Raw genomic sequence first — 20,860 nt, 5'->3', positions numbered from 1 at the left:
GTCGGCAACAATGGCAGCGTGTCGCAGCCACCCCGCGGAGACGACCTGACGGATGCGGTCGTCATGGAGGACGACGGCCCCAACGGCCGGACCCCCACGCCGATCCCGTCGCCCTACGTCGAGCTCGACCGGGCCGCCTGGTCCCGCCTCCGGGAGAACTACCCGCTCAACCTCGACGAGAATGACCTCAGGCGGTTGCGCGGCCTCGGGGACCGGATCGACCTGCGCGAGGTCGAGGAGGTCTACCTCCCGCTCTCGCGGCTGCTCAACTTCTACGTGGGCGCGACCCGTGAGCTGCACGACGTGACGACGAACTTCCTCGGGGAGCGGCCCGCCAAGACCCCCTTCGTCATCGGGGTCGCCGGCTCCGTGGCCGTCGGCAAGTCGACGACCGCCCGCATCCTGCGCGAGATGCTCGCCCGGTGGCCCGACACGCCACGGGTCGAGCTCGTCACCACCGACGGGTTCCTCTTCCCCAACGCCGAGCTCGAGCGGCGCGGACTGCTGGGGCGCAAGGGCTTCCCGGAGTCCTACAACCGGCGGGCCCTGCTCCGGTTCGTCGCCGAGGTCAAGTCGGGCAAGGCCGAGGTGACTGCGCCGGTGTACTCCCATCTCACCTACGACATCGTTCCCGACGAGCGGATCGTCGTGCGGCAGCCGGACGTCCTCATCGTCGAGGGGCTCAACGTGCTCCAGGCGCCGGAGGTGCACCCGGTCCGCGGGACGGGGCTGGCCGTGAGCGACTTCTTCGACTTCTCGGTGTATGTCGACGCCTGGGTCGACGACGTGCGCAAGTGGTACGTCCAGCGGTTCCTGCGGCTGCGGGAGACGGCGTTCTCCAACCCGCACTCCTACTTCCACCGCTACGCGGCCCTCTCCGACGAGGAGGCGGTGCGCACGGCCAACACCATCTGGCGGGAGATCAACGGCCCCAACCTCGTGCAGAACATCCTGCCGACGCGGTCCCGGGCCACGCTCGTGCTCTCCAAGGGAGAGAACCACGAGGTCCGCCGGGTCCGGCTCCGCAAGATCTAGCGTCGGCCGGTGCCGCGACTCGCGCGTTCGAGGTGTTTCGCGCCCACCAGGAGTCGAGGTTCACCTCGAACCGGCCCTGTCGCCGGGCAGGTCAGTACCAGTGCGGGGAACGGGAGAGCCAGGTCGACCAGGCGTTGCACGGAGAGCCGTAGACCTGCTCGATGTACCAGATCCCCCACTTCATCTGGGTGATCGGGTTGGTCCGGTAGTCGGCACCGAAGGTCGCCATCTTGCTCGCGGGCAGCGATTGGGGGATGCCGTAGGCGCCCGAGCTGGGGTTCTCGGCATTCCAGCGCCAGCCGCTCTCGCCGTTCCACAGGTTGACGAGGCAGTTGAACTGGGCGTCGCTGGTGAATCCGGCGTCGGCCAGGAGGATCCGGGCAGCAGCCTGGGGGTTGGCCTTCGCATTGGCGATGACCTGCTCCCTGATGCGCTCGCGCTCGGCGGCCTCGGCGGCGAGTCGCCGCTCCTCGGCCCGGCGAGCGGCCTCCTCCTTCTTCTTCGCCTCCAGGGCGGCGGCCGACCGGAGTCCCGTCGCGACGATCGCCGTGCGCCGCTCGTTGCGCGACACCGAGGCGGCCGCGCGGTAGGTCATGTCGATCGTGCTCGTCCGGGCCAGCTCGGCGGTCTGGGCCACGACGTTGTCGCCGACCACGAAGGCCGCCTCACCGGATCGGGTGCCGGCGGTGGCGAAGCCGACGGCGCTCGCTCCGAGGCCGAGGGCCAGGGCTCCGGCCAGAATGGGCCGACCCGGGCGGCGAGGCGGGTTGCTGCGCTCCTTGAGTGCGCGGCGGGTCGGCAGTGGAGTGCCCGGGTAGGTGGCGTGCCCCGTCGCGGCGGCGCGGGCCCGGCTCGAGGCCTGGTCGTAGAAGGCGGCCGCCGTCGGCGGGACCACGTGCGGGTTCCCGTGCGGCGCTTCGTGGCGTCCACCGGCGGGGGCTTCGTGCCGTCCAGGACGGGAGGGGAAGGAGGTCGTCGTCGCGGGTGCCGCGAGGGTGGCGGGCACTCGGGGGACGGGAGGGGCCGAGGTCGCTCTGTTGGCGCGATGGCGGCCTTCGTACCGTGCCATGAAGCGGGGTCACGCCTTCCTGGTCGACTTGACGTCTCGGTCAGGTCTTCCGTGCGACCCGCAAGAGCGAGCCCCCCGTGCACGGAGCAGGACCTGGAACAACTGAGGAGAGAGTACAGATCCGAGGTGCTGGACGCCCCCAAAGGTGCCAGCCCATCGCACGTCAGGCAAGCCCGACCTGAGGTGCTCGCGAGAACCGGCGCAGAGAGGGGCGAACCCGGACAGGTTTCCCCGCTCGCAGGCGTCGCCCGGGCCACCTCCCCCGTGACCCAGATCACACCGCACACCCCCGGTTCAGGCGTCCGGGCCCTCCAGCAGGTCCGTCACGAGAGCAGCGATCGGGCTGCGCTCGCTCCGCGTGAGCGTCACGTGCGCAAAGAGCGGATGCCCCTTGAGCTTCTCGATCACGGCGGCCACGCCGTCGTGCCGGCCGACCCGCAGGTTGTCCCGTTGGGCGACGTCATGGGTGAGCACGACCTTGGAGTTCTGACCGATCCGCGACAGCACGGTGAGCAGGACGTTGCGCTCCAGCGACTGCGCCTCGTCGACGATGACGAACGCGTCGTGCAGGCTGCGCCCGCGGATGTGGGTCAGCGGCAGCACCTCGAGCAGCCCGCGGTCCATGATCTCCTCGACCACCTCGGGCGAAACGAGCGCGCTCAGGGTGTCGAAGACGGCCTGACCCCACGGGTTCATCTTCTCCTGCTCGGTGCCGGGCAGGTAGCCGAGCTCCTGGCCACCCACGGCGAAGAGTGGCCGGAAGACGAGGACCTTGCGCTGCGCCCGGCGCTCCATGACCGACTCCAGCCCGGCGCACAGGGCGAGCGCGGACTTGCCGGTGCCGGCGCGCCCACCGAGCGAGACGATGCCCACGTCCGGGTCGAGGAGCAGGTCGAGGGCGATCCGCTGCTCGGCGCTGCGGCCGTGCAGGCCGAAGGCGTCGCGGTCCCCTCTCACGAGCCGGACCTGCTTGTCTGCGCCGACCCGTCCGAGCCCGCTGCCGCGCGGGGAGAGCAGCACGAGACCGGTGTGGCACGGCAGCTCGGAGGCGACGGGGTGCTCGATGCGCCCGCGGTCGTAGAGTGCGTCGAGCTCGTCGGCGGTCAGCTCGAGCTCGTCCATCCCGGTCCAACCGGAGTCGACGCCCTGCTCGTGCCGGTACTCCTCCGCCTCGAGCCCGCAGGCCGACGCCTTGACGCGCATCGGCAGGTCCTTGCTGACGATCGTGACGTCGCAGCCGTCGTTGGAGAGGTTCTTGGCGACGGCAAGGATGCGGGTGTCGTTGTCGCCCAGGCGGAAGCCCGCCGGCAGCGCCATCGGGTCGGTGTGGTTGAGCTCGACCCGCAGCGTCCCGCCGTCGTCACCGACGGAGACGGGCTTGTCCAGCCGGCCCTCGCTGATGCGCAGGTCGTCGAGCAGCCGCAGCGCCTGTCGTGCGAAGAAGCCGAGCTCGGGGTGGTGCCGCTTGCCCTCGAGCTCGGTGACGACGACGACGGGAAGGACCACCTCGTGCTCGGCGAACCGCAGCATCGCCTTGGGGTCCGAGAGGAGGACAGAGGTGTCGAGGACGTAGGTCTTGCGGTCCGGGGTGCTCTTGCGAGCGCGGCGGCGCGTGGGGGCCGTTTCGGACGAGTGCGTGGTGTCCGCAGACACGTGGTGCTCCACGGGGTTCTTGGAGGCCATGCCCACTCCTTGCCGGCGCAGTTGCCGCGCCTACTCGCTCGCGAGGTCCCGGGTGGCCCGGTGACGTGTGGGCCGCACCCGGCCCTCCGTCCGAAGCGTCTGCTCCATCAGTGGGCCTCCTGGTGGCGGTGGCGGGTGCCTCCGCTGACTCGACGGTACGTCCCCGCCGGGCCGCCGCTCGTGATTGGGCGGTCGTGTCGCGCAGAGTTCACCCACCCTTCAGCCGTATGCCGCTGAGCTGGCTCCCAGCGTCAAGCCCCTCCCGTCGGTCAGGTGCCGTGCCGACGGTGGCGGCCGGCGTAGGCCCGCAGCGCGCGGAGGAAGTCGACGTGCCGGAAGTCGGGCCAGTAGGCCTCGCAGAAGTAGAACTCCGACGTCGCGCTCTGCCACAGCAGGAACCCGCCGAGCCGCTGCTCGCCCGACGTGCGGATCACGAGGTCGGGGTCGGGCTGGCCCTTGGTGTAGAGGTGCTCGGCGATGTCCTCGATCCGCAGTCCCGCGGCGATCTCCTCGAGACTCTCGCCCCGCGCGGCGTGCTCGAGGAGCAGGTCCCGGACCGCGTCGGCGATCTCGCGCCGCCCGCCGTAGGCGACGGCGACATTGACGGTCATGCCCGTGGAACCCTCCGTGGCGGCGACGGACCGCTGCAGGCTCTCGGCCGTCTCGGCGGGCAGCAGGTCGATGGCGCCGGCGACGCGGAGCCGCCAGCGGCCCGTGGCGGCGAGGTCGGCGACCGCGTTCTCGATGATCTTGAGCAGGGGGGCGAGCTCCGCCTCGGAGCGCCTCAGGTTGTCGGTGGACAGGAGCCAGAGCGTGACGTACTCGACCCCGGCCTCCTCACACCAGTGGAGGAGCTCCTCGATCTTGTCGGCGCCGGCCTGGTGCCCATGGGCCGTGCCCGCCCCGCGTGCCTTGGCCCAGCGGCGGTTGCCGTCGAGCATGACGGCGACGTGCCGCGGCAGGGACTCTCGGGGCAGGTCCTTGAGGACTCGACGCTCGTAGGCACCGTAGACCAGATCCCGCCAACCCACTGGGCCTCACTCTCGCCTCGTCGTGCACGACTGGGCCCGGACTGCGGGGCCGGGAGACCACGTTACTCCGCGATCGGTAGGCGGCCACCGGCGACCCACCTGAGGTTACCCCTGCGTAACCTACGGTTGCGTAGGTTATAGTGCAGCCATGGCAGACGAAGCGAACCGACCGTCAGGAGCCGTGGCCGACCTCGTTGCCGCCGTGAAGCCCCGACTGCGGGGCTGGCTGCACCTCGGCATGTTCCCCGTCGCCCTGATCGGGGGCATGGTGCTCGTGGTCCTGGCCGACTCCAGATCCGTGCGCACCGCCGCGGCCATCTTCACGATCAGCGCCGCCCTCCTCTTCGGGGTCTCGGCCGTCTACCACCGCGGCACGTGGGGCCCGAAGATGTCGGCCCTGCTCAAGCGGCTCGACCACTCGAACATCTACCTCATCATCGCGGGGACCTACACGCCGTTCGCGGTCACGCTGCTGCCCACCGACGAGGCCCGGTTGCTGCTCACCGTGATCTGGGGCGCCGCCATCGCGGGCGTCGTCTTCCGCATCGTCTGGACGAGCGCACCCCGCTGGCTCTACACCGCGCTCTACATCGCGCTGGGCTGGGCCGCCGTCTTCTACGTCGTCCCGTTCTGGCGCTCCGGCGGCCCCCTCGTCGGCTCGCTCATCGCCCTCGGCGGACTGCTCTACACGGCCGGCGGCATCGTCTACGGCGCCAAGCGGCCCAACCCGTCGCCGCGGTGGTTCGGCTTCCACGAGGTGTTCCACGCGTTCACCCTCGGTGGCTTCATCGCCCACTTCGCCGCCGTGGCCCTCGCCATCTCCGCCACGCCTGCCGTCGCCTGATCCCACCCCGCAACACGCCCGGATCCTCGGAGCTCCCCCTGACATTTCAGGGATGAGCTCCGAGGATCCGGGCGTGTTGCTGCTGGAAGCGGGGGACGGCTGGGAGGCCGGCCGGCGCTGGGAGCGAGCCCAGCGGCATACGGCCTGCTCCGAAGGTGACTCAGCCCTGCTCGGAGGCGCGCGGCCCCTCGTCCCCGTCTGTGTTGTCGCCCTCCGCGGCGCGCTCGGACTCGAGGCGCTCGTGCTCGCGGTAGGCCATCCGGCGCAGCCGGGCGTTCATGTTGCGCACGAGGAGCCACAGCGCGATCGCCAGGACAAACATCGCCAGGAAGCCCCACACTCCCGGCCCGATCGGCAGGTTGCCGCCATCACCCATCAGTCCTCGTTCCCTTCCACCTGCTCGTTGGGGTGCTCGACGCGCTCCGCCGGGTCGAACTTCTCCTCGTCGTCCGGCGCCAGCCGACCGTCATAGACCATCTCGAGCGCCCCCGACGTGGCCGCGGCGTCGGCCTCGGCGACCGAACCGAGCCCGGCGAAGAGGTCATCCTCCGGCAGGTCCACCGGAACGTAGGACACGGCCAGCTCGAACTCCTCGACCGGCCAGACCCGCTGCTGCAGCTCGCGCGGCACCTGGAACCAGAACCCGTCGGGGTCGACCTGCGTCGCGTGCGCGAGCAGCGCGCGGTCGCGCACCTCGAAGTACTCGGCGCACTCGATGCGCGTCGTGACCCGGCCGGATCGACGCGGCTTCCAGTTGGCCAGCCAGTCCGCGTAGGGGCTCTCGAGCCCCTCGGCCACCATCGCCTCGTGGACCGCGGTCAGGCGGTCCTTGGACCAGCCCTCGTTGTAGTAGATCTTCAGCGGCTGCCACGGCTCGCCGGCATGCGGGTAGCGCGTGGGATCACCGGCCGCCTCGAACGCCGACATCGCGACCACGTGGGTCATGATGTGGTCCGGGTGCGGGTAGCCGCCCTTCTCGTCATAGGTCGTCATGACGTGCGGTCGCCACTCGCGGACCACCCGCACGAGCGCCTCCGTCGTCACGTCGAGGTCCTCGAGGGCGAAGCACCCCGCGGGCAGCGGCGGCAACGGGTCGCCCTCGGGCAGCCCCGAGTCGACGAAGCCGAGCCACGTGTGCTCCACCCCGAGCACCTCCTGGGCGGCCTTCATCTCATTGCGCCGCACCTGCGCGATGTCGCGCAGGATCTGCGGGTCGTTCTTGAGCTTCTCGTTGAGGATGTCGCCGCGCTCGCCACCGGTGCAGGACACCACCATGACCGACGCGCCGGCGGCGACGCACTTCGCCGTCGTCGCTGCGCCCTTGCTCGACTCGTCATCCGGGTGCGCGTGCACCGCCATCAGCCGTAGGCCTTCGGACACCGTCTTACCTGGCTCCCTGTTCGTCATGGTTGGGGCTCGTCGTATCGTTCTGACCGTCTCGTACCGACGGCCATCCTCTCATCACGCCAGGACAACGCATGCCGCTCCCCCGCCCCGCCCCCGGAACGCTCAAGTGGTGGGTCGTCGGCACCATCGGGATCGGTCTCGGTGTCGCGCTCGCCGTCTGGTTCGGGCTCTCCGCCACCGTGGGGCTGCCGGCGTGGCAGACGATGGGGTTCAAGGTCGTCGACAACCGCAGCGTCTGGGTCGACTTCGAGGTCTACAGCCCGGGCGGCAAGGACGTCACCTGCACCGTGCACGCGCTGTCGCGGGACTTTGCCGTCGTCGGCTCGACCGAGGTGCCCGTCGAGCTGGGAGGCGTCGACACCGTGCGTCGCCAGGTGACGGTGCGCACGACCAGCCTCGCCGTGACCGGAGCCGTGGACAGCTGCTCCGTGACGCGCTGAGCAGGTCGAGCCGGTCTTCATCTGCGCACTTCACGCGCATTTTGCTATTCTTGGTCATTCACCACGGGTCGCGACCGATCACCTCGAACGAGGGTGGCACATCGGTCCGGCCCCTTCTTGGTGAGAGTTGAACGATCAGGCGCCCACGCGAGCACCGCGTGGGCGTTGGTACTTACAGGAGTGGACCGTGACCGACACTGCAGCTGGCTTCCTCACGCGGGAGGCCTACGACCGCCTCAAGGCTGAGCTCGACCAGCTGACTGGGGAAGGTCGCATCGAGATTGCCCGCAAGATCGAGGAGGCCCGCGAGGAGGGTGACCTCAAGGAGAACGGCGGCTACCACGCCGCGCGCGAGGAGCAGGGCAAGATGGAGGCCCGCATCCGGCAGCTCCAGGACCTGCTCCACAACGCCGTGATCGGCGAGACCCCGCCCGACGATGGTGTCGTCGAGCCGGGCATGATCGTCACCGTCGAGCTCTTCGGCGACGAGGAGAAGTTCCTCCTCGGCAGCCGCGAGATCGCCGACGGCGACCTGCAGGTCTTCTCCGAGAAGTCGCCGATGGGCGCGGCCGTCAACGGCAAGAGCGTGGGCGACACCACGAGCTACGTGGCCCCGACCGGCAAGACCGTCGAGGTCAAGATCCTCGACGCGAAGCCCTACACCGGCTGAGCTCTCCTTTCCCGTCACGGGTCGGCCCCCTTCGTGGGGGCCGACCCGTTTCTCGTGCCTCATCCCGTATGCCGCTGAGCTCCCTCCCGCTCCCGACTGGCGTCCCAGCCGGCGTCCACTCGAGTGGCCCCAGCGTCCACTCGAGTGGCCCGGCGTCTACTCGAGTGGCCCCGGTGTCCACAGGTGGGGACGGAGACCACTCGGCCACCCCTGTGGAGACCGGGGCCACTCGAATGGGTGGGGTCAGATGAGCTGGGCCGCGACCCGGCGCGCGCGAGCGGGGTCGTGGGCGTCGAGCAGACCGACCGCGTAGAGCAGGTAGGCCCCGTCAACGAGGGTGGCGGCCGAACGCGGCACCTTCCACCCGCCGGCGTGGTCGGCGAGCACGGCGCCGAGAACCAGATCGGAACCGGCCGCCTCGGCATGACGCAGCACCCCGCCGGACCCGATCAGCGTCGTGACGTTGGCGAGCGGCCGAGGCGACTCGGTCGGCTGCGCCGGCCGGGCGTGCCGGCGGACCGCAACCAGGGCCGCCAGCCGAGCCAGCTCCAGATCGAGGCGGCGCTCGACGTCGTCGGCTGGGAGGGAACCGGGGCGCTCGTGGACGTGAGCGGCATACGAGCTGAGCGCCTGGGGGTCGCGCACGCCGCCGAGCAGGTGCTCGGACTCGGCAGCCTCGACGACGTGCTGGGCGTTCCAGCGCATGCCGAGGTCCCCCTCGACGGTCCGCGCATGCCAGAGGGGCGCGACGACGTCCTTGTGGAGCGTCGCGTCCTCACCCTCCGGCGTGATGACGGAGTAGACGTCGGTCGTCGCGCCGCCGATGTCCACGACCAGGACGTCGCCACCGGATCGCACCTCGGCCACGACCTCCACCCCACGCAGCACGGCATCGGGCGTCGCTGCCTCGACCATGCGGCCGAAGGCCTCGTCGCGGGACAGCCCCTTGCCGCCGATGACGTGCCGCAGGAACGCATCGCGGATCGCGCGGCGCGCCGAGTCGGGTGCGATCACGCCGATCTGGGGCAGCACGTTGTCGGCGTGGATGACGGGCCGCGCCCCGGCCTCGAGCAGCACGGTCGCTTCGTCCCGCGCCTCGATGTTGCCCGCGACGACGATCGGCACGGCATGGGCTCCGTGCCCGCCGATGGCGCCCTTGGCGAGGCGTGCCGCATTGTGCAGCAGGACGTCCGCGTTGCCGCCATCGGTCCCGCCGACGAGCAGGATGATGTCGGGACGCGCCGCCCGGATGCCGCCGACGTCCTTGGCCGCCAACGGCCCGTGGGCGACGTGGACCACCTTCGCGCCGGCGGAGAGGCCGACCCGGTGGCCGGCCTCGGCCGTCACGGTCCGCTCGTAGCCGACGACCGCGAGCCGCAGGCCACCGCCGGCGCTGGAGCACGCATGGACCTCGGCGTCGTCCGGGACCTCGAGAGCGGCTCGCAGCTCCCGATAGCCGTCGAGGATGTCACTGCGACGATCCCCGGTCTGCGGGCCGGTCGTCGGGGTCGACGCGGTGCGCAACACCGCGCCGTCGGCGGCGATGAGCGCACCCTTGGTGAACGTCGAACCGAAGTCGACGGTGAGGATCGTCATGAGGAAGTCGAACCGGACGGCCCGCGGCAGCTCAGCCGTGGATGTCCAGCGCCTCCTGCAGGTCCGCGATGAGGTCGTCGACGTCCTCGATCCCGACGGAGAGCCGGATGAGGTCTGCGGGCACCTCTAGCTCGGTGCCGGCGACCGACGCGTGCGTCATCCGGGCCGGGTGCTCGATGAGGGACTCGACGCCGCCGAGGGACTCGCCGAGCGTCCACAGCTGGACGGCGGCGCAGGCCTTGACCGCGGCGTCCTCACCCTTCTTCATCCGGAACGACACCATCCCGCCGAAACGCTTCATCTGCCGGCTCGCGACGTCGTGGTTGTGGTGGGTGTCGAGACCCGGATAGAAGACCTGCGCGACGCCCTCGTGGCCGGTCAGGAAGTCGACGACCCTCTCCGCGTTGTCGCAGTGCCGCTCCATCCGGATGGCCAGGGTGCGTAGCCCGCGCAGGGTCAGCCACGAGTCGAAGGGGCCGGCAACGCCACCGATCGAGTTCTGGTGGAAGGCAATTCGCTCCTCGGCGTCGCCATAGCCCGGGACGCTGATCTCCGGTGCGGTGACGACGGCGCCGCCGACGACGTCGCTGTGGCCACCGGAGTACTTCGTCGTCGAGTGCGTGACGATGTCGGCACCGAGGGCGATCGGGTTCTGGAGGTAAGCGGTGGCGAAGGTGTTGTCGACGACGAGCACCGCGCCGGCCTCGTGGGCGACCTCGGCGATGGCCTCGATGTCGGCGATGCCCAGGAGCGGGTTCGTCGGGGTCTCGACCCACACCATCTTGGTGCGGCCCGGCTCGATCGCGGCGCGGACGGCGTCGACGTCGCCGATCTTGGCGATGGAGTGGTCGATGCCGCCGGGCCGGGCCACCTTGTTGAAGTAGCGGTAGGTGCCGCCGTAGGCGTCGCTGGGGACGACGACGTGATCGCCCGGCACGAGCAGCGAGCGCACGACGCAGTCCTGGCCCGCGAGGCCGGATGCGAACGCGAAGCCGCGGCTGCCGCCCTCGAGCGCCGCGATGCACTCCTCCAGCGCGGTCCGCGTCGGGTTGGCCGAACGGCTGTATTCATAGCCGCCGCGGAAGCCGCCGATGCCGTCCTGCTTGTAGGTCGAGACCTGGTAGATGGGCGGCACCACGGCTCCGGTCGTGGCGTCCGCCTCCTGGCCGGCGTGGATGGCGCGCGTGGCGAAGCCGTGCTCGTCAGACATGCCGGCCAGCCTAGTCGTCAGGCCACTCAGCCCGTATGCCGCTCAGCTCGCTCCGCGCCCACGCCACCTCGAGTGGCCCCGTCCTCCACAACCCCGCGGGGTGGGCCTGGGGAGGGCGGGGCCACTCGAGTGCCTGTGGACGGTGGGGCCACTCGAGTGCCTGTGGAGGGCCGGGCCACTCGAGTGCCTGTGGAGGGCGGGGCCACTCGAGTGCCTGTGGAGGGCGGGGCCACTCGAGTGCCTGTGGGCTGTACGTTGAGTTCATGGCGAGCAACAGGCCGACCATCGCGATCCTCACCGGGGGCGGTGACGTTCCTGGCCTCAACCCCGCGATCAGGGCGATCACCGTTCGCGCGTTGCGCGAGGGGCACCGTGTCGTGGGTATCCGCCGCGGATGGGCGGGACTCGTCGACTACAGCCGCGAAGCGGATGCGGACAACTCCGACTGCGTGCAGGAGCTGTCCGAGGCCATCGTCAACCGCGCGGGCCGCACGGGCGGCACCTTCCTGCACACCTCGCGCACCCAGCCGAGCCAGCTGCCCCGAGAACGGGTGCCGGAGCAGCTGACCGGCTACGGCGACCCTGTCAACGACGTGACCAAGGATGTGCTCCTGAACCTGGAGCACATCGGCGTCGACATCCTCATCCCGATCGGCGGCGACGACACCCTCAGCTACGGCAAGCGGCTCCACGACGAGGGAGTCAACGTCGTCGCCATCCCCAAGACCATGGACAACGACGTCTACGGGACCGACTACTGCATTGGTTTCAGCACCTGCGTCACCCGCACCATCGAGCTGACCCACCGCCTCCGCACGACGGCGGGATCGCACGAACGCTTTCTCGTCATCGAGGTGTTCGGCAGGTATGCCGGCTTCACCGCGCTCCTTCCCACCATGGCCGGCGCGGCGGACCGCTGCCTCATTCCCGAGCATGCCGTCGACGTGGAGCACCTGACCGAGCTGATGGTCTACGACCACAACCGCAACCCGAGCAGGTACTCCGTGGTTCTCGTCTCGGAGGGCGCGAGCCTGACCTCGCACCAGGGGATGAGCTTCGAGAGCGAGGAGACCGACATGTTCGGGCACCGCAAGCTCGGCGGCGTCGGGGACAGGGTCGCGGCTGCGCTCAAGGAGTACTCGCCGCGGCACAACCACGGCAGACGCATCGACGTGGTCAACCAGAGACTCGGATACCTCGTGCGTTCCGGGGAGCCCGACGCCCTCGACTCCATCGTGCCCATGGCCTTCGGCAACCTCGCCCTCGACCTGATCGACCGGAAGCAGTTCGGCCGGCTGGTGAGCATCCATCGGGGCTCCTACGACAACGTGCCCATCTCCAGCGTGACGTCGGACAAGAAGGTGGTCGCAGTGGAGAAGTACTACAACACCGACCGCCTCCGTCCCATCTACGAGTTCGACGGTGCGCCGCTGTTCATCATGACGAGCGACTGACTGCGGCGGCGGCGACCGGGACCGAGCCCAGCGGCATACGCCCGAGGGGTTGAGCGTTGCACCAGCGCACGGTCAGGCGACACGAAAGGGTGTGACACGGGATGGTGTTCGGATTCGGCAAGCGCACGGCGATGCCCGCGCGCGAGGAGGCGCTCCCCGGGCGGGACGAGCGGCCCTTCGCGATCGCGCCCACCCACGTCGTGCTCGGCACGCCGCTCGAGGGGCCGTGGCCGGAGGGCTCCGAGGCCATCTACGTCGCGATGGGGTGTTTCTGGGGCGTCGAGCGGATCTTCTGGCGCCTGCCCGGGGTGGTCAACACGGCCGCGGGCTACATGGGCGGCTACACGCCGAACCCCACCTACGAGGAGACCTGCACCGGCCTGACCGGCCACGCCGAGACGGTTCGGGTCGTCTACGACCCGGCGCAGACGAGCCCGGAGCAGCTGCTCAAGGCGTTCTGGGAGAACCACGACTCGACGACGGCCAACCGGCAGGGCAACGACGTCGGGACGGCCTACCGCTCCGCCATCTACTGGACGACTCCCGACCAGGAGGTCGCTGCTCTGGCGACGCGCGACGCCTTCCAGCAGGTGCTGCACGACAACGGATTCGGCGAGATCACGACCGAGATCCGGTCAGCGGACGACGCGGGGCCGTTCTATCTTGCCGAGGACTACCACCAGGGCTATCTGCACAAGAACCCCGGCGGCTACTGCAACCACGGCCCGAACGGGATGACCTGCCCCGTCGGGCTGGTCCGGCAGGACGAGCTGCCGGCCCAGCAGGACATCGCACCGCCCGCCTGACGACCCGTCGTCCGGTGGGCCGGGACTGACCCGCGCGCGTCAGCTGGCGCGCGGGCGAGGTGCGCTGCCAGCCGGGCGGGACTGGTGCAGCTTGCGAGCGATGCGCTCGTGCAGGGGAACTGGACGCACGGCGGGCTCGGCGCTGGCCCCGAGACGCTCAGCGTCGGCGTGCGAGAGGACGAGGAGCTCGGCCGCCATGCGGTCGAGGTCACGGTCGACGACGGTGGACCACGTGGAGCCTGCGACGAAGCCGCGGCGGCGGCTGGCGGAAAGGGCGCGAAGGGATCCGAGGGAGGGGAACAGTGTGGTGGTCATGGCTTCATTATTTCGAATCCGAATAGTTCAGCACAAGCGATGCTTGCTTTACGACGATTAAGCCGCCCTGTAGTGTTGCGGCATGCTCGACACCCACCGGATCCGGGTCTTCCGCTCGGTCATGGCGAGCGGCTCGATCCAGGCCGCCGCTGACAACCTCGGCTTCACGCCATCGGCCATCAGCCAGCAGATCTCGGCCCTCCAGAAGGAGACCGGGCTGACCCTCTTCGAGCGTGAGGGGCGCGGGCTGTCCCCCACTGCCGCGGCCCACTCCCTCGTCAAGCACACCAACGAGCTGATGGGTGAGCTGAGCAAGCTCGACGCCGTCGTCACCGACCTGCGTGAGGGCCGGTCCGGGCGCCTCACCATCGGCTACTTCGCGTCCGCGGGAGCCGAGTGGATGCCGACCCTGGCCCGACGACTGGCCCAGGAGATGCCCAACCTCGTGCTCGAGCTCATCCTCAACGAGGTCCCGCGGCGCGGCGGCTCCCCCTTCGACCTCAACATCGTCGTCGACGTCCCCGGCGCCCAGGACCCCCACGGGTCGCGGCGCGTGCCACTGGCCACCGACCCCTACGTCGCCCTGCTCCCGGCCGACCACCCGCTCGCCGACGCGTCCGAGATCACCCTGGCCCAGCTCGAGGGCGACACCTGGATCAGCAACGACCTCCCCCAGGCGATCTGCTCCAAGATCCTCGCGGCATCGTGCGAGGCGGCCGGCTTCCGCCCACGGTTCGCGGTGCAGGCGCAGGACCACTACACGGCGATCGCCTTCGTGCGCGCCGGCGTGGGCATCACCGTCATCCCTGGGCTGGCCGGGCACGTCCCACCCTCCGACCCGCACATCAGGGTCCTGCCGATCGCACCGCCGCAGCCGGTCCGGCACATCGCAGCGGTCGTCCGCGACCCCGGCGGCAACACGGCCGCCAACCGCGCCGTCGAGCTGCTCCTCGACCTTCTCCGCTGACGCGGGCGCCGAGGCGGCTGTCATGAAGGCCAGTGGCTGTCGAGGACTCAGCAGTCACGCGCCCAAACTGCGGTCAGGGGCAGAAGGCAATGCCGTATGCCGCTGGGCCGGCTTCCACGGGGACGTGCAGTCCGCCTCAGGCGAGGACCCGAAGCGCCCCCGGCCGGCAGGTGATCTCGACCGGAAGCACTCCGACCGGGTCGCCGTCCGCGAAGAGCACGAGCGGCTCGTCCGCGTCGATGTGCACGGTGCGGGCCCGGTTCGTGGCGACACCGGGACGGGACAGGTGAGTGCCGGGGAAGCTGTGGAGCAGGATCCGCGCGAACGCCGTCCGGGACACCTCGGCCACGGTGAGCAGGTCGAGGTGCTCGTCGTCGAGCTCGGCGGTGGGACAGATGTGCACTCCCCCGCCGTACCTGCCGGAGTTGCCGACGGCGACATTGAGGCCGGTGAGGGTGCGCTGCTCACCGTCGACCGTGAGGTGGAAGGAGCGGGGACGTGTGGCGAGCAGGGCCCGCAGGCCACCCCACGCGTAGACGAGCGGACCACGCAGCCAGGTGGTCTCGTTCGCGATGGTGTTGGCGACGCTGTCGAAGCCGACACTCGCCACACCCACGAAGTGGCGGTCGCCGACCCGACCGACGTCGACCAGACGCTCTGTCGCGACCGAGAGCGCCTCGGCCGAGCGTCGGGTGTCCTGCGGGACTCCGAGGGCGCGGACGAAGTCGTTGCCGCGACCGCCGGGGAGGGGCGCGACGAGGGCTCCGCTGTCGATGGCACCCGCGGCCACCCTCGAGTGGAGACCGTCCCCGCCGAGGGACACGACGAGGTCCGACGGGTCCGCGGCGGCCGCGACCGACTCGGCGTGGTCGCCGCTCTCGGTGATCACCAGTTCCGGCGATCGGCCCTGGGCGACCAGGATGTCGTGAACCAGCTGGGCCGCCCGCAGGGCCCGGCCACCCCCGGAGACCGGGCTGATCGTGAGGATGGTCCGGCCCGACGCGCCTGCCCTCATGCCTCCGCCCGGGCGGCGTCGCGCACACGGTCGCGCACACGGTCGGGCGCGCTGTCGGGCGCGCTGCCCGGCGGGTCCGGGATGAGCTTGCCGGGGTTGAGGATCCCGGCCGGGTCGAGCTGGTCCTTGACGGCCTGCAAGAGCCCGACGCCGAGTGGACCGATCTCGGCGGCGAGGTACGCCCGATGGTCGGTGCCGACCGCATGGTGGTGGGTGATCGTGCCACCGGCGCCGACGATGGCGTCACAGGCGGCGGTCTTCACCGAGCGCCATTGCGCCAGTGGGTCGGCCGCCTCGGTCGAGATGAACGTGTAGTAGAGCGACGCGCCCGCGGCGTAGACGTGCGAGACGTGGCACATGACGATGGCACGCCGCCCCTCGACCTCGAGCGCGCTCCTGATGGCTGTCGTCACGGCGGCGTGGAGGCTGCGGAGGTTGTCCCACGTCGTGGCCGTCTCCAGGGTCTCGGCGAGCACCCGATGGTCCATCAGCTCGTCGCGCAGATAGGGACCGGAGAAGCGGGTCCGCTCCCAGGCCCGGGCGACCTCGCCGGGGAGCCGACGCCCGCCGCACCGGCTGAGGATGCGACCGGCCACCGCCCGGCGGTGCCGCACCTCCCCCCCGTCCGTGCCCTCCCAGACGAGCACCAACAGGGACGGGGCGGCGGTCCCCCGAAGCGCTGCGTAGCGGAGCAGTCGGCGGCCCGCAGCTCCGGCGAGGGTCAGGTTCACCCGGGTCTCATCCTCGTCCGAGAGCCGGCAGACGTCGGGCATCCCGCCGTGGCCGACGGAGTGGACGAGCGTGCGCAGCGCTTCCGTCGCCGCGTCGAAGGTCGGGAAGAACCATGCTGCGTGCCGCTTCACGGTCGGCAGCGGCGCCACGCGGACGGTCGCCTCCGTGATGACGCCGAGCGTTCCCTCACTGCCGACGACGAGATCGAGCAGCCGCGGTCCCGCGGCCGAGGCGGGTGCCCGGCCGCCGAGGACGAGCTCTCCCCGGGGGGTGACGACGCGCGCTCCGAGGACGATCTCGTCGACCCTGCCGTAGCCCGTGGAGGCCTGGCCGGCCGACCGCGTCGCGACGTAGCCCCCGAACGTCGCCTCCTGGTGGCTCTGGGGGTAGTGACCCAGGGTCAGTCCGTGCGGGTGCAGCGCCTGCTCGATCTCAGGTCCGCGGAGCCCGGCCTCCAGGGTCGCCAAGCGGCTCGTCGGGTCGACGGCCACGACGCGAGTGAGCCGACGGAGGTCCAGGGTGATGACCGCCCGATGGCGCCCGCGGGCACTCACCCCATCCGGCCCGGAGACCTCGGCGCCTGCGCCCACCCCGCCGACGACGCTCGTCCCGCCCCCGAAGGGAACGACCGCCACGCGGTGCTCCGCACACAGCCGGAGCACCTCGGCCACCTGCGCCGCCGATCCGGGCACGACGACCGCGTCCGGGGCCTGGGAGCCGTCGCCGGTGCGCAGCCGGTGCAGGTCGGGGTAGCTCTTGCCTCCGGCGTGCTCGACCCGCCAGGGGCGATCGGCGTGCACGTGGTCGGGTCCCACGACGTCCGCGAGGGCGGCGAGGACGGGCGAGTCCAGCCTCGACGGCTGCAACTGCACCTCCTCGATGGGAACGGGTGGGTTGACGACGGTGCGGTCCGCGCCGACCTGCCGGACCAGCTCCTCCCAGCCCTGATCGCTGAGCGGGCGCCGCGCGGACGGGTCTCCCCACCCGTGCCACACGGAGCGCCGGATGGACTGCGCGATGAGTTCGTTCACGTGAAACACTGTTACATAGTTTGTTACATCGGTACAGTAGCCGGCATGACCAGTCACGACGACGCCCTGCTTGCCGCGGTCCGCGACGAGGTCCTCGACTACGGGGTCAGGCGAGCCACGGCGACGTCGATCGCCCAGCGCGCAGGAGTCTCTCGCGTCACCGTGCACCGGCGGGGCGGCACGATCAGGCAGCTGGTCCTCGATGCGCTCGTGGCCGAGTTCACCCGGGCGATGGAGGACTGCGCCACCCGGGTCGCCGCGAAACGGCCGCGAGACGGCCGCGAGGCAGTGGTCGAGATGGCCGGGACGCTCGTCGACGCGTTGAGCCAGGCACCCCTCGTCGGGGCGCTTCTCAAGCACGACCCGGACCTGCTGCTCCCCTATCTCGTCGACCGCTGCGGCCGCAGCCAGCTCCTCGCGCTGGACTCGCTCAGCGCCGCTCTGCGTGCCGGCGTCGCCGACGGGTCGATCGTCGCCCCCGACCCCGAACTCACCGCCCGGGTGCTGCTCCAGGCGATGACGCCGTTCGTCGTCGGGATGCGCATCCTCACGGCCGACCACGAGCGGGCAGCCGTGCTCGCAGAGGTGCGCCGGCTGGTGGAGAGCTACCTCGCGCCCCGGTCGCGCCAGGAGTCGCCGGGAGGTGAGCAGCGATGACCGCACCGGCGATCAACCGCCGCACCCGGGCGAGAGCCCTGGAGCGCCTGGCCACCATCCGCTACGACTGCATCGTCATCGGCGGCGGCGTCACCGGTGCCGGCGTCGCGCTCGACGCGGCCTCCCGGGGCCTGCGCACCGCGCTCATCGAGCGCGTCGACCTCGCCGCAGGCACGAGCCGGTGGAGCAGCAAGCTCGTCCACGGCGGGCTCCGTTATCTCGCCAAGGGTGACGTCGGCATTGCCTGGGAGTCGGCCCGCGAGCGCCACGCGCTGATGACGACCATCGCTCCCCACCTCACTCACGCGGCAGCCAACCTCGTCCCGCTCGACGCCTCGACGCCGCCACCCCTTGGGGTGCTCGCCGAGGCAGGCATCCGGCTGGCCGACGGGTTGCGGATCGCCTCGCGCACCTCGCGCCACCTGCTCCCGAGGCCGTCCCGGATCAGTGCGTCCGAGGCGCTGGTGCTGGCTCCAGGGCTCCGACACGATGGACTGCGCGGCGGGATCCTCTACTGGGACGGCCAGCTCGAGGACGATGCCAGGTTGGTCACGGCCATCGCCAGGACGGCCGTGGCGCACGGGGCCGACGTCGTGACGCGGTGCGCCGCAACGGAGCTCACCGACACGGCCGTGACCCTCCGCGACGAGCTGACGGGCGGGTTCCTCACGGCCCACGGCCACGTGGTCAACGCGACGGGGGTGTGGGCCGGCGAGCACGAGCCGTCCGTGCACATCGAGCCGAGTCGGGGCTCGCACATCGTGGTCCGCAGCGAGGCAGTCGGTCGCCCCCGGGCGATCTTCACGGCGCCGGTGCCGGGCCACTTCGGCCGCTTCGTCTTCGCGATGCCGCAGTCCGACGGTCTCGTCATCATCGGCCTCACCGACGAGCCGGCCGGCGACGTGGACGGGGTGGCGCCAGTGGTGCCCGCTGACGACACACGCTTCCTCCTCGACACGATCAACCGGGTCCTCGAGCGCCCGCTCGCGGAGTCGGAGGTCGTCGGGCGGTACGCCGGGCTGCGGCCCCTCGTGAGCCCGGCTGGAGGCGGCCCCACCGCGGACCTCTCCCGCAAGCACCTCCTCGTCGACGAGCCGGGCCGGCCGGTCACCATCACCGGGGGCAAGCTGACGACATACCGTCAGATGGCCGAGGCCACCGTCGATGCCGTATGCCGCCGGGCTCGTTCCGCGGCCACGTGCCGGACCCGCTCCCTCCCCCTCGTCGGCGCCGCGGCACGCGAGGTGCTCTCTCGGGTCGCGGCTCCCGAGCGCCTCGTGCGCCGCTACGGCACCGAGGCGACCGCGGTGGCGGGGCTCGGGCTCGCCCACCCCGAGCTCCTGCGTCCCGTGAGCGAGACCTACCCGACCCTGGGTGCGGAGCTCCTCTTCGGCGTGCTGCGCGAGGGCGCCCTCACGGTCGAGGACCTCGTCGAGAGGCGCACGAGGATCTCGTTCGACGCGCAGGCCCTCGACGACGCCCGAGAGGTCGCCGTCCAGGTCCTTGCTCTGGCGGAGCACGCGCACACCCCCGCCTGAGCTTCCCAGCCGGGTGGACGGGTCGGCGCCGAGCGGGTCCCCGGAGGTACCGTCCGGGCAGGCACCCGAGCCTGCCCCCCGCCCACCGCCCCGGAGGCCTCCGTGAAGGACCCGCGCCACGCGTATCCCCCGCTGGGGGTGGTGGTGCTCGGCATCGTCGTCGTCGCCCTGTCGCTGCGCGGGCCGATCGTGGCCGTCACGCCGGTGCTCCAGCAGGTGAGCGGGGACCTCGGACTGAGCGCGGGCGCCGCCGGCCTGGTCGGCACTCTGCCGGTGCTCGCCTTCGCCGTCGCATCGCCCCTGGCGGCGCTGACGGTCCGGCGGGCCGGCCCCGAGGCGGCGATCCTCCTGACGATGCTCGGCATCCTGGTCAGCCAGCTGGTCCGGGCCATCCCGTCGACCGCGACGCTCTTCGCCGGAACCATCGCCCTGGGCCTGGCCATCACCCTGGGCAACATCGTCGTGCCGGTGGTCATCCGGCGGGACGTCCCGCTCGACCGGGTCGGCTCGGTGACGGGCCTCTACACCGCCGTCCTCAACATCGGCTCGCTCCTCACCGCCCTGGCCACGGCTCCGCTCGCCGAGGTCCTCGGCTGGCCGCTGGCCCTGGCCGCGTGGTCCCTCCTGGCCGCGGCCGGCCTCAGCTTCTGGGGAGTCCGCGTCCGGCGGCAACGCACCGGATCCTCCGGACACCCGGGCGCGGCCGAAGGGCCGAGTGGGCAGGCGCCGGCCGAGGCCACCCCGCCACCACGCAGCGCCACGCGCAACCCGGCCACCTGGCTGCTGTCGGCGGCGTTCGCGTCGCAGTCGTTCAGCTACTACGCCTACACGACCTGGCTGCCCACCTACCTGGTCGACACGACCGGGTCGGCCGTGACCAGCGCGGGTGCGATGGCATCGACCTTCCAGGCCTGGGGCATCGTCGGCGGCTTCCTCGTCCCCGCCCTCTTTCGGCTCGTCGGGCTGCGCTGGACGGCGGGGATCGTCGGGTCCCTGTGGCTGGCCCTCTCGACCGGCCTCATCCTGGCCCCGGCCGCCATCGCCTGGTGGCTCACCCTCGGCGGCATCGCCCAGGCCGGCGGCTTCATCGTCGTCTTCAGCGCCCTCGCCCTCGCCTCCTCGGACGCCCGCGAGATGGGCGGGATGTCGGCCGTCGTGCAGACCCTCGGCTACGTCGTCGCCGCGTCGGCCGGCCCGGTCGTCGGAGCCCTGCGCGAAGCCACCGGAGGGTGGGGCGTCCCCCTGTGGGTGCTGGTGGGGGCGACGGCCTCGTTCACGACCTTCTCGCTCGTCGCCGCCTTCCACGTCCACGGACCCAGCCACCGCCCGCGCTCACGTTGAGCAGGGACCGAGCCCAGCG

20 protein-coding genes are annotated in these 20,860 nt (G+C 71.3%); 10 read left to right on the top strand and 10 right to left on the bottom strand.

Annotated elements, in window-relative coordinates:
* Positions 1–63 precede the first annotated feature (63 nt).
* Entirely contained in the window at positions 64–1,035 is a 972-nt protein-coding gene (coaA, locus tag OO014_RS06680) for a type I pantothenate kinase (protein WP_272461560.1), read from the top strand.
* 91 nt (positions 1,036–1,126) lie between these two features.
* Here coaA and OO014_RS06675 read toward each other — a convergent pair whose 3' ends face one another.
* The 3 genes from OO014_RS06675 to OO014_RS06665 all read right to left on the bottom strand — a co-directional run bounded on the left by OO014_RS06675 (position 1,127) and on the right by OO014_RS06665 (position 4,818).
* Entirely contained in the window at positions 1,127–1,930 is an 804-nt protein-coding gene (locus tag OO014_RS06675) for a lytic transglycosylase domain-containing protein (protein WP_272461511.1), read from the bottom strand.
* Between the two features lie 468 nt (positions 1,931–2,398).
* A complete protein-coding gene (locus OO014_RS06670) occupies positions 2,399–3,787 on the bottom strand; it encodes a PhoH family protein (RefSeq protein WP_420485483.1) in 1,389 nt (462 codons plus the stop codon).
* A gap of 269 nt (positions 3,788–4,056) precedes the next feature.
* The gene (locus OO014_RS06665) at positions 4,057–4,818 is read right to left on the bottom strand and encodes an isoprenyl transferase (protein ID WP_272461510.1); all 762 of its coding nucleotides are present in this window, start codon (positions 4,816–4,818) and stop codon (positions 4,057–4,059) included.
* Positions 4,819–4,966: 148 nt separating this feature from the next.
* Between OO014_RS06665 and trhA the strand changes: the two genes are divergently transcribed.
* A complete protein-coding gene (trhA, locus tag OO014_RS06660) occupies positions 4,967–5,662 on the top strand; it encodes a PAQR family membrane homeostasis protein TrhA (RefSeq protein ID WP_272461509.1) in 696 nt (231 codons plus the stop codon).
* A 160-nt stretch (positions 5,663–5,822) separates the two neighbouring features.
* On the opposite strand, the gene OO014_RS06655 is transcribed toward trhA, so the two are convergent.
* Both OO014_RS06655 and mca read right to left on the bottom strand, forming a co-directional pair.
* Complete coding sequence (locus OO014_RS06655) at positions 5,823–6,038, bottom strand: hypothetical protein (RefSeq protein ID WP_272461508.1); 216 nt, start codon at positions 6,036–6,038, stop codon at positions 5,823–5,825.
* The gene (gene mca / locus OO014_RS06650) at positions 6,038–7,042 is read right to left on the bottom strand and encodes a mycothiol conjugate amidase Mca (RefSeq protein ID WP_420485484.1); all 1,005 of its coding nucleotides are present in this window, start codon (positions 7,040–7,042) and stop codon (positions 6,038–6,040) included. Before mca ends, OO014_RS06655 begins: the two co-directional genes overlap by 1 nt.
* Positions 7,043–7,140: 98 nt before the next feature.
* On the opposite strand from mca, the gene OO014_RS06645 reads away from it, so the two are divergent.
* Together OO014_RS06645 and greA are read left to right on the top strand one after the other, a co-directional pair.
* Positions 7,141–7,509 (top strand): DUF4307 domain-containing protein, encoded by a 369-nt coding sequence (locus OO014_RS06645; RefSeq protein WP_272461506.1) that lies wholly within the window; start codon positions 7,141–7,143, stop codon positions 7,507–7,509.
* Positions 7,510–7,696: 187 nt separating this feature from the next.
* Positions 7,697–8,179 (top strand): transcription elongation factor GreA, encoded by a 483-nt coding sequence (greA, locus tag OO014_RS06640; protein WP_272461505.1) that lies wholly within the window; start codon positions 7,697–7,699, stop codon positions 8,177–8,179.
* Positions 8,180–8,422: 243 nt separating this feature from the next.
* Here the strand turns inward: greA and OO014_RS06635 are convergent, their stop codons facing one another.
* Both OO014_RS06635 and OO014_RS06630 read right to left on the bottom strand, forming a co-directional pair.
* Entirely contained in the window at positions 8,423–9,775 is a 1,353-nt protein-coding gene (locus tag OO014_RS06635; RefSeq protein ID WP_272461504.1) for a glutamate mutase L, read from the bottom strand.
* A 31-nt stretch (positions 9,776–9,806) separates the two neighbouring features.
* The gene (locus tag OO014_RS06630) at positions 9,807–10,985 is read right to left on the bottom strand and encodes a cystathionine gamma-synthase (protein WP_272461503.1); all 1,179 of its coding nucleotides are present in this window, start codon (positions 10,983–10,985) and stop codon (positions 9,807–9,809) included.
* Positions 10,986–11,248: 263 nt separating this feature from the next.
* Here OO014_RS06630 and OO014_RS06625 point away from each other — a divergent pair, with 263 nt between their 5' ends.
* Positions 11,249–12,439 (top strand): 6-phosphofructokinase, encoded by a 1,191-nt coding sequence (locus OO014_RS06625; RefSeq protein WP_272461502.1) that lies wholly within the window; start codon positions 11,249–11,251, stop codon positions 12,437–12,439.
* A gap of 101 nt (positions 12,440–12,540) precedes the next feature.
* The gene (msrA, locus tag OO014_RS06620; protein ID WP_272461501.1) at positions 12,541–13,245 is read left to right on the top strand and encodes a peptide-methionine (S)-S-oxide reductase MsrA; all 705 of its coding nucleotides are present in this window, start codon (positions 12,541–12,543) and stop codon (positions 13,243–13,245) included.
* Between the two features lie 39 nt (positions 13,246–13,284).
* On the opposite strand, the gene OO014_RS06615 is transcribed toward msrA, so the two are convergent.
* A complete protein-coding gene (locus tag OO014_RS06615; RefSeq protein ID WP_272461500.1) occupies positions 13,285–13,560 on the bottom strand; it encodes a hypothetical protein in 276 nt (91 codons plus the stop codon).
* 82 nt (positions 13,561–13,642) lie between these two features.
* On the opposite strand from OO014_RS06615, the gene OO014_RS06610 reads away from it, so the two are divergent.
* Positions 13,643–14,527, top strand: coding sequence for a LysR family transcriptional regulator (locus OO014_RS06610; RefSeq protein WP_272461499.1), 885 nt, complete (start codon positions 13,643–13,645; stop codon positions 14,525–14,527).
* Positions 14,528–14,663: 136 nt separating this feature from the next.
* Here the strand turns inward: OO014_RS06610 and OO014_RS06605 are convergent, their stop codons facing one another.
* Together OO014_RS06605 and OO014_RS06600 are read right to left on the bottom strand one after the other, a co-directional pair.
* On the bottom strand, positions 14,664–15,542 hold the full coding sequence (locus OO014_RS06605; RefSeq protein ID WP_272461498.1) for a diacylglycerol/lipid kinase family protein: 879 nt from the start codon (positions 15,540–15,542) through the stop codon (positions 14,664–14,666).
* A complete protein-coding gene (locus OO014_RS06600) occupies positions 15,539–17,305 on the bottom strand; it encodes an FAD-binding oxidoreductase (protein WP_272461497.1) in 1,767 nt (588 codons plus the stop codon). Before OO014_RS06600 ends, OO014_RS06605 begins: the two co-directional genes overlap by 4 nt.
* A 45-nt stretch (positions 17,306–17,350) precedes the next feature.
* Between OO014_RS06600 and OO014_RS06595 the strand changes: the two genes are divergently transcribed.
* From OO014_RS06595 to OO014_RS06585, 3 genes are all read left to right on the top strand, one after another.
* A complete protein-coding gene (locus tag OO014_RS06595) occupies positions 17,351–17,962 on the top strand; it encodes a TetR/AcrR family transcriptional regulator (RefSeq protein ID WP_272461496.1) in 612 nt (203 codons plus the stop codon).
* Positions 17,959–19,500, top strand: coding sequence for a glycerol-3-phosphate dehydrogenase/oxidase (locus OO014_RS06590; RefSeq protein ID WP_272461495.1), 1,542 nt, complete (start codon positions 17,959–17,961; stop codon positions 19,498–19,500). Before OO014_RS06595 ends, OO014_RS06590 begins: the two co-directional genes overlap by 4 nt.
* A 102-nt stretch (positions 19,501–19,602) precedes the next feature.
* A complete protein-coding gene (locus OO014_RS06585) occupies positions 19,603–20,841 on the top strand; it encodes a CynX/NimT family MFS transporter (protein WP_272461494.1) in 1,239 nt (412 codons plus the stop codon).
* The last annotated feature ends 19 nt before the right edge of the window (positions 20,842–20,860 follow it).

Origin of the sequence: Intrasporangium calvum, from assembly GCF_028446585.1 — a bacterium.
GTDB lineage: Bacteria > Actinomycetota > Actinomycetes > Actinomycetales > Dermatophilaceae > Intrasporangium > Intrasporangium calvum_A.
The sequence above is the reverse complement of the archived record's forward strand: the minus strand, read 5'-3'. Positions and strand labels throughout refer to the sequence as shown.

What these genes read in the sequence shown, in the direction of transcription:
- coaA (WP_272461560.1), top strand. Translation starts at nt 64, where the DNA reads ATGGAGGACGACGGCCCCAACGGCCGGACCCCCACGCCGATCCCGTCG.
- OO014_RS06645 (WP_272461506.1), top strand. Translation starts at nt 7,141, where the DNA reads ATGCCGCTCCCCCGCCCCGCCCCCGGAACGCTCAAGTGGTGGGTCGTC.
- OO014_RS06590 (WP_272461495.1), top strand. Translation starts at nt 17,959, where the DNA reads ATGACCGCACCGGCGATCAACCGCCGCACCCGGGCGAGAGCCCTGGAG.
- msrA (WP_272461501.1), top strand. Translation starts at nt 12,541, where the DNA reads ATGGTGTTCGGATTCGGCAAGCGCACGGCGATGCCCGCGCGCGAGGAG.
- OO014_RS06605 (WP_272461498.1), bottom strand. Translation starts at nt 15,542, where the DNA reads ATGAGGGCAGGCGCGTCGGGCCGGACCATCCTCACGATCAGCCCGGTC.
- trhA (WP_272461509.1), top strand. Translation starts at nt 4,967, where the DNA reads ATGGCAGACGAAGCGAACCGACCGTCAGGAGCCGTGGCCGACCTCGTT.
- OO014_RS06635 (WP_272461504.1), bottom strand. Translation starts at nt 9,775, where the DNA reads ATGACGATCCTCACCGTCGACTTCGGTTCGACGTTCACCAAGGGTGCG.
- OO014_RS06670 (WP_420485483.1), bottom strand. Translation starts at nt 3,787, where the DNA reads ATGGCCTCCAAGAACCCCGTGGAGCACCACGTGTCTGCGGACACCACG.
- OO014_RS06630 (WP_272461503.1), bottom strand. Translation starts at nt 10,985, where the DNA reads ATGTCTGACGAGCACGGCTTCGCCACGCGCGCCATCCACGCCGGCCAG.
- OO014_RS06610 (WP_272461499.1), top strand. Translation starts at nt 13,643, where the DNA reads ATGCTCGACACCCACCGGATCCGGGTCTTCCGCTCGGTCATGGCGAGC.
- OO014_RS06595 (WP_272461496.1), top strand. Translation starts at nt 17,351, where the DNA reads ATGACCAGTCACGACGACGCCCTGCTTGCCGCGGTCCGCGACGAGGTC.
- OO014_RS06615 (WP_272461500.1), bottom strand. Translation starts at nt 13,560, where the DNA reads ATGACCACCACACTGTTCCCCTCCCTCGGATCCCTTCGCGCCCTTTCC.
- OO014_RS06655 (WP_272461508.1), bottom strand. Translation starts at nt 6,038, where the DNA reads ATGGGTGATGGCGGCAACCTGCCGATCGGGCCGGGAGTGTGGGGCTTC.
- OO014_RS06625 (WP_272461502.1), top strand. Translation starts at nt 11,249, where the DNA reads ATGGCGAGCAACAGGCCGACCATCGCGATCCTCACCGGGGGCGGTGAC.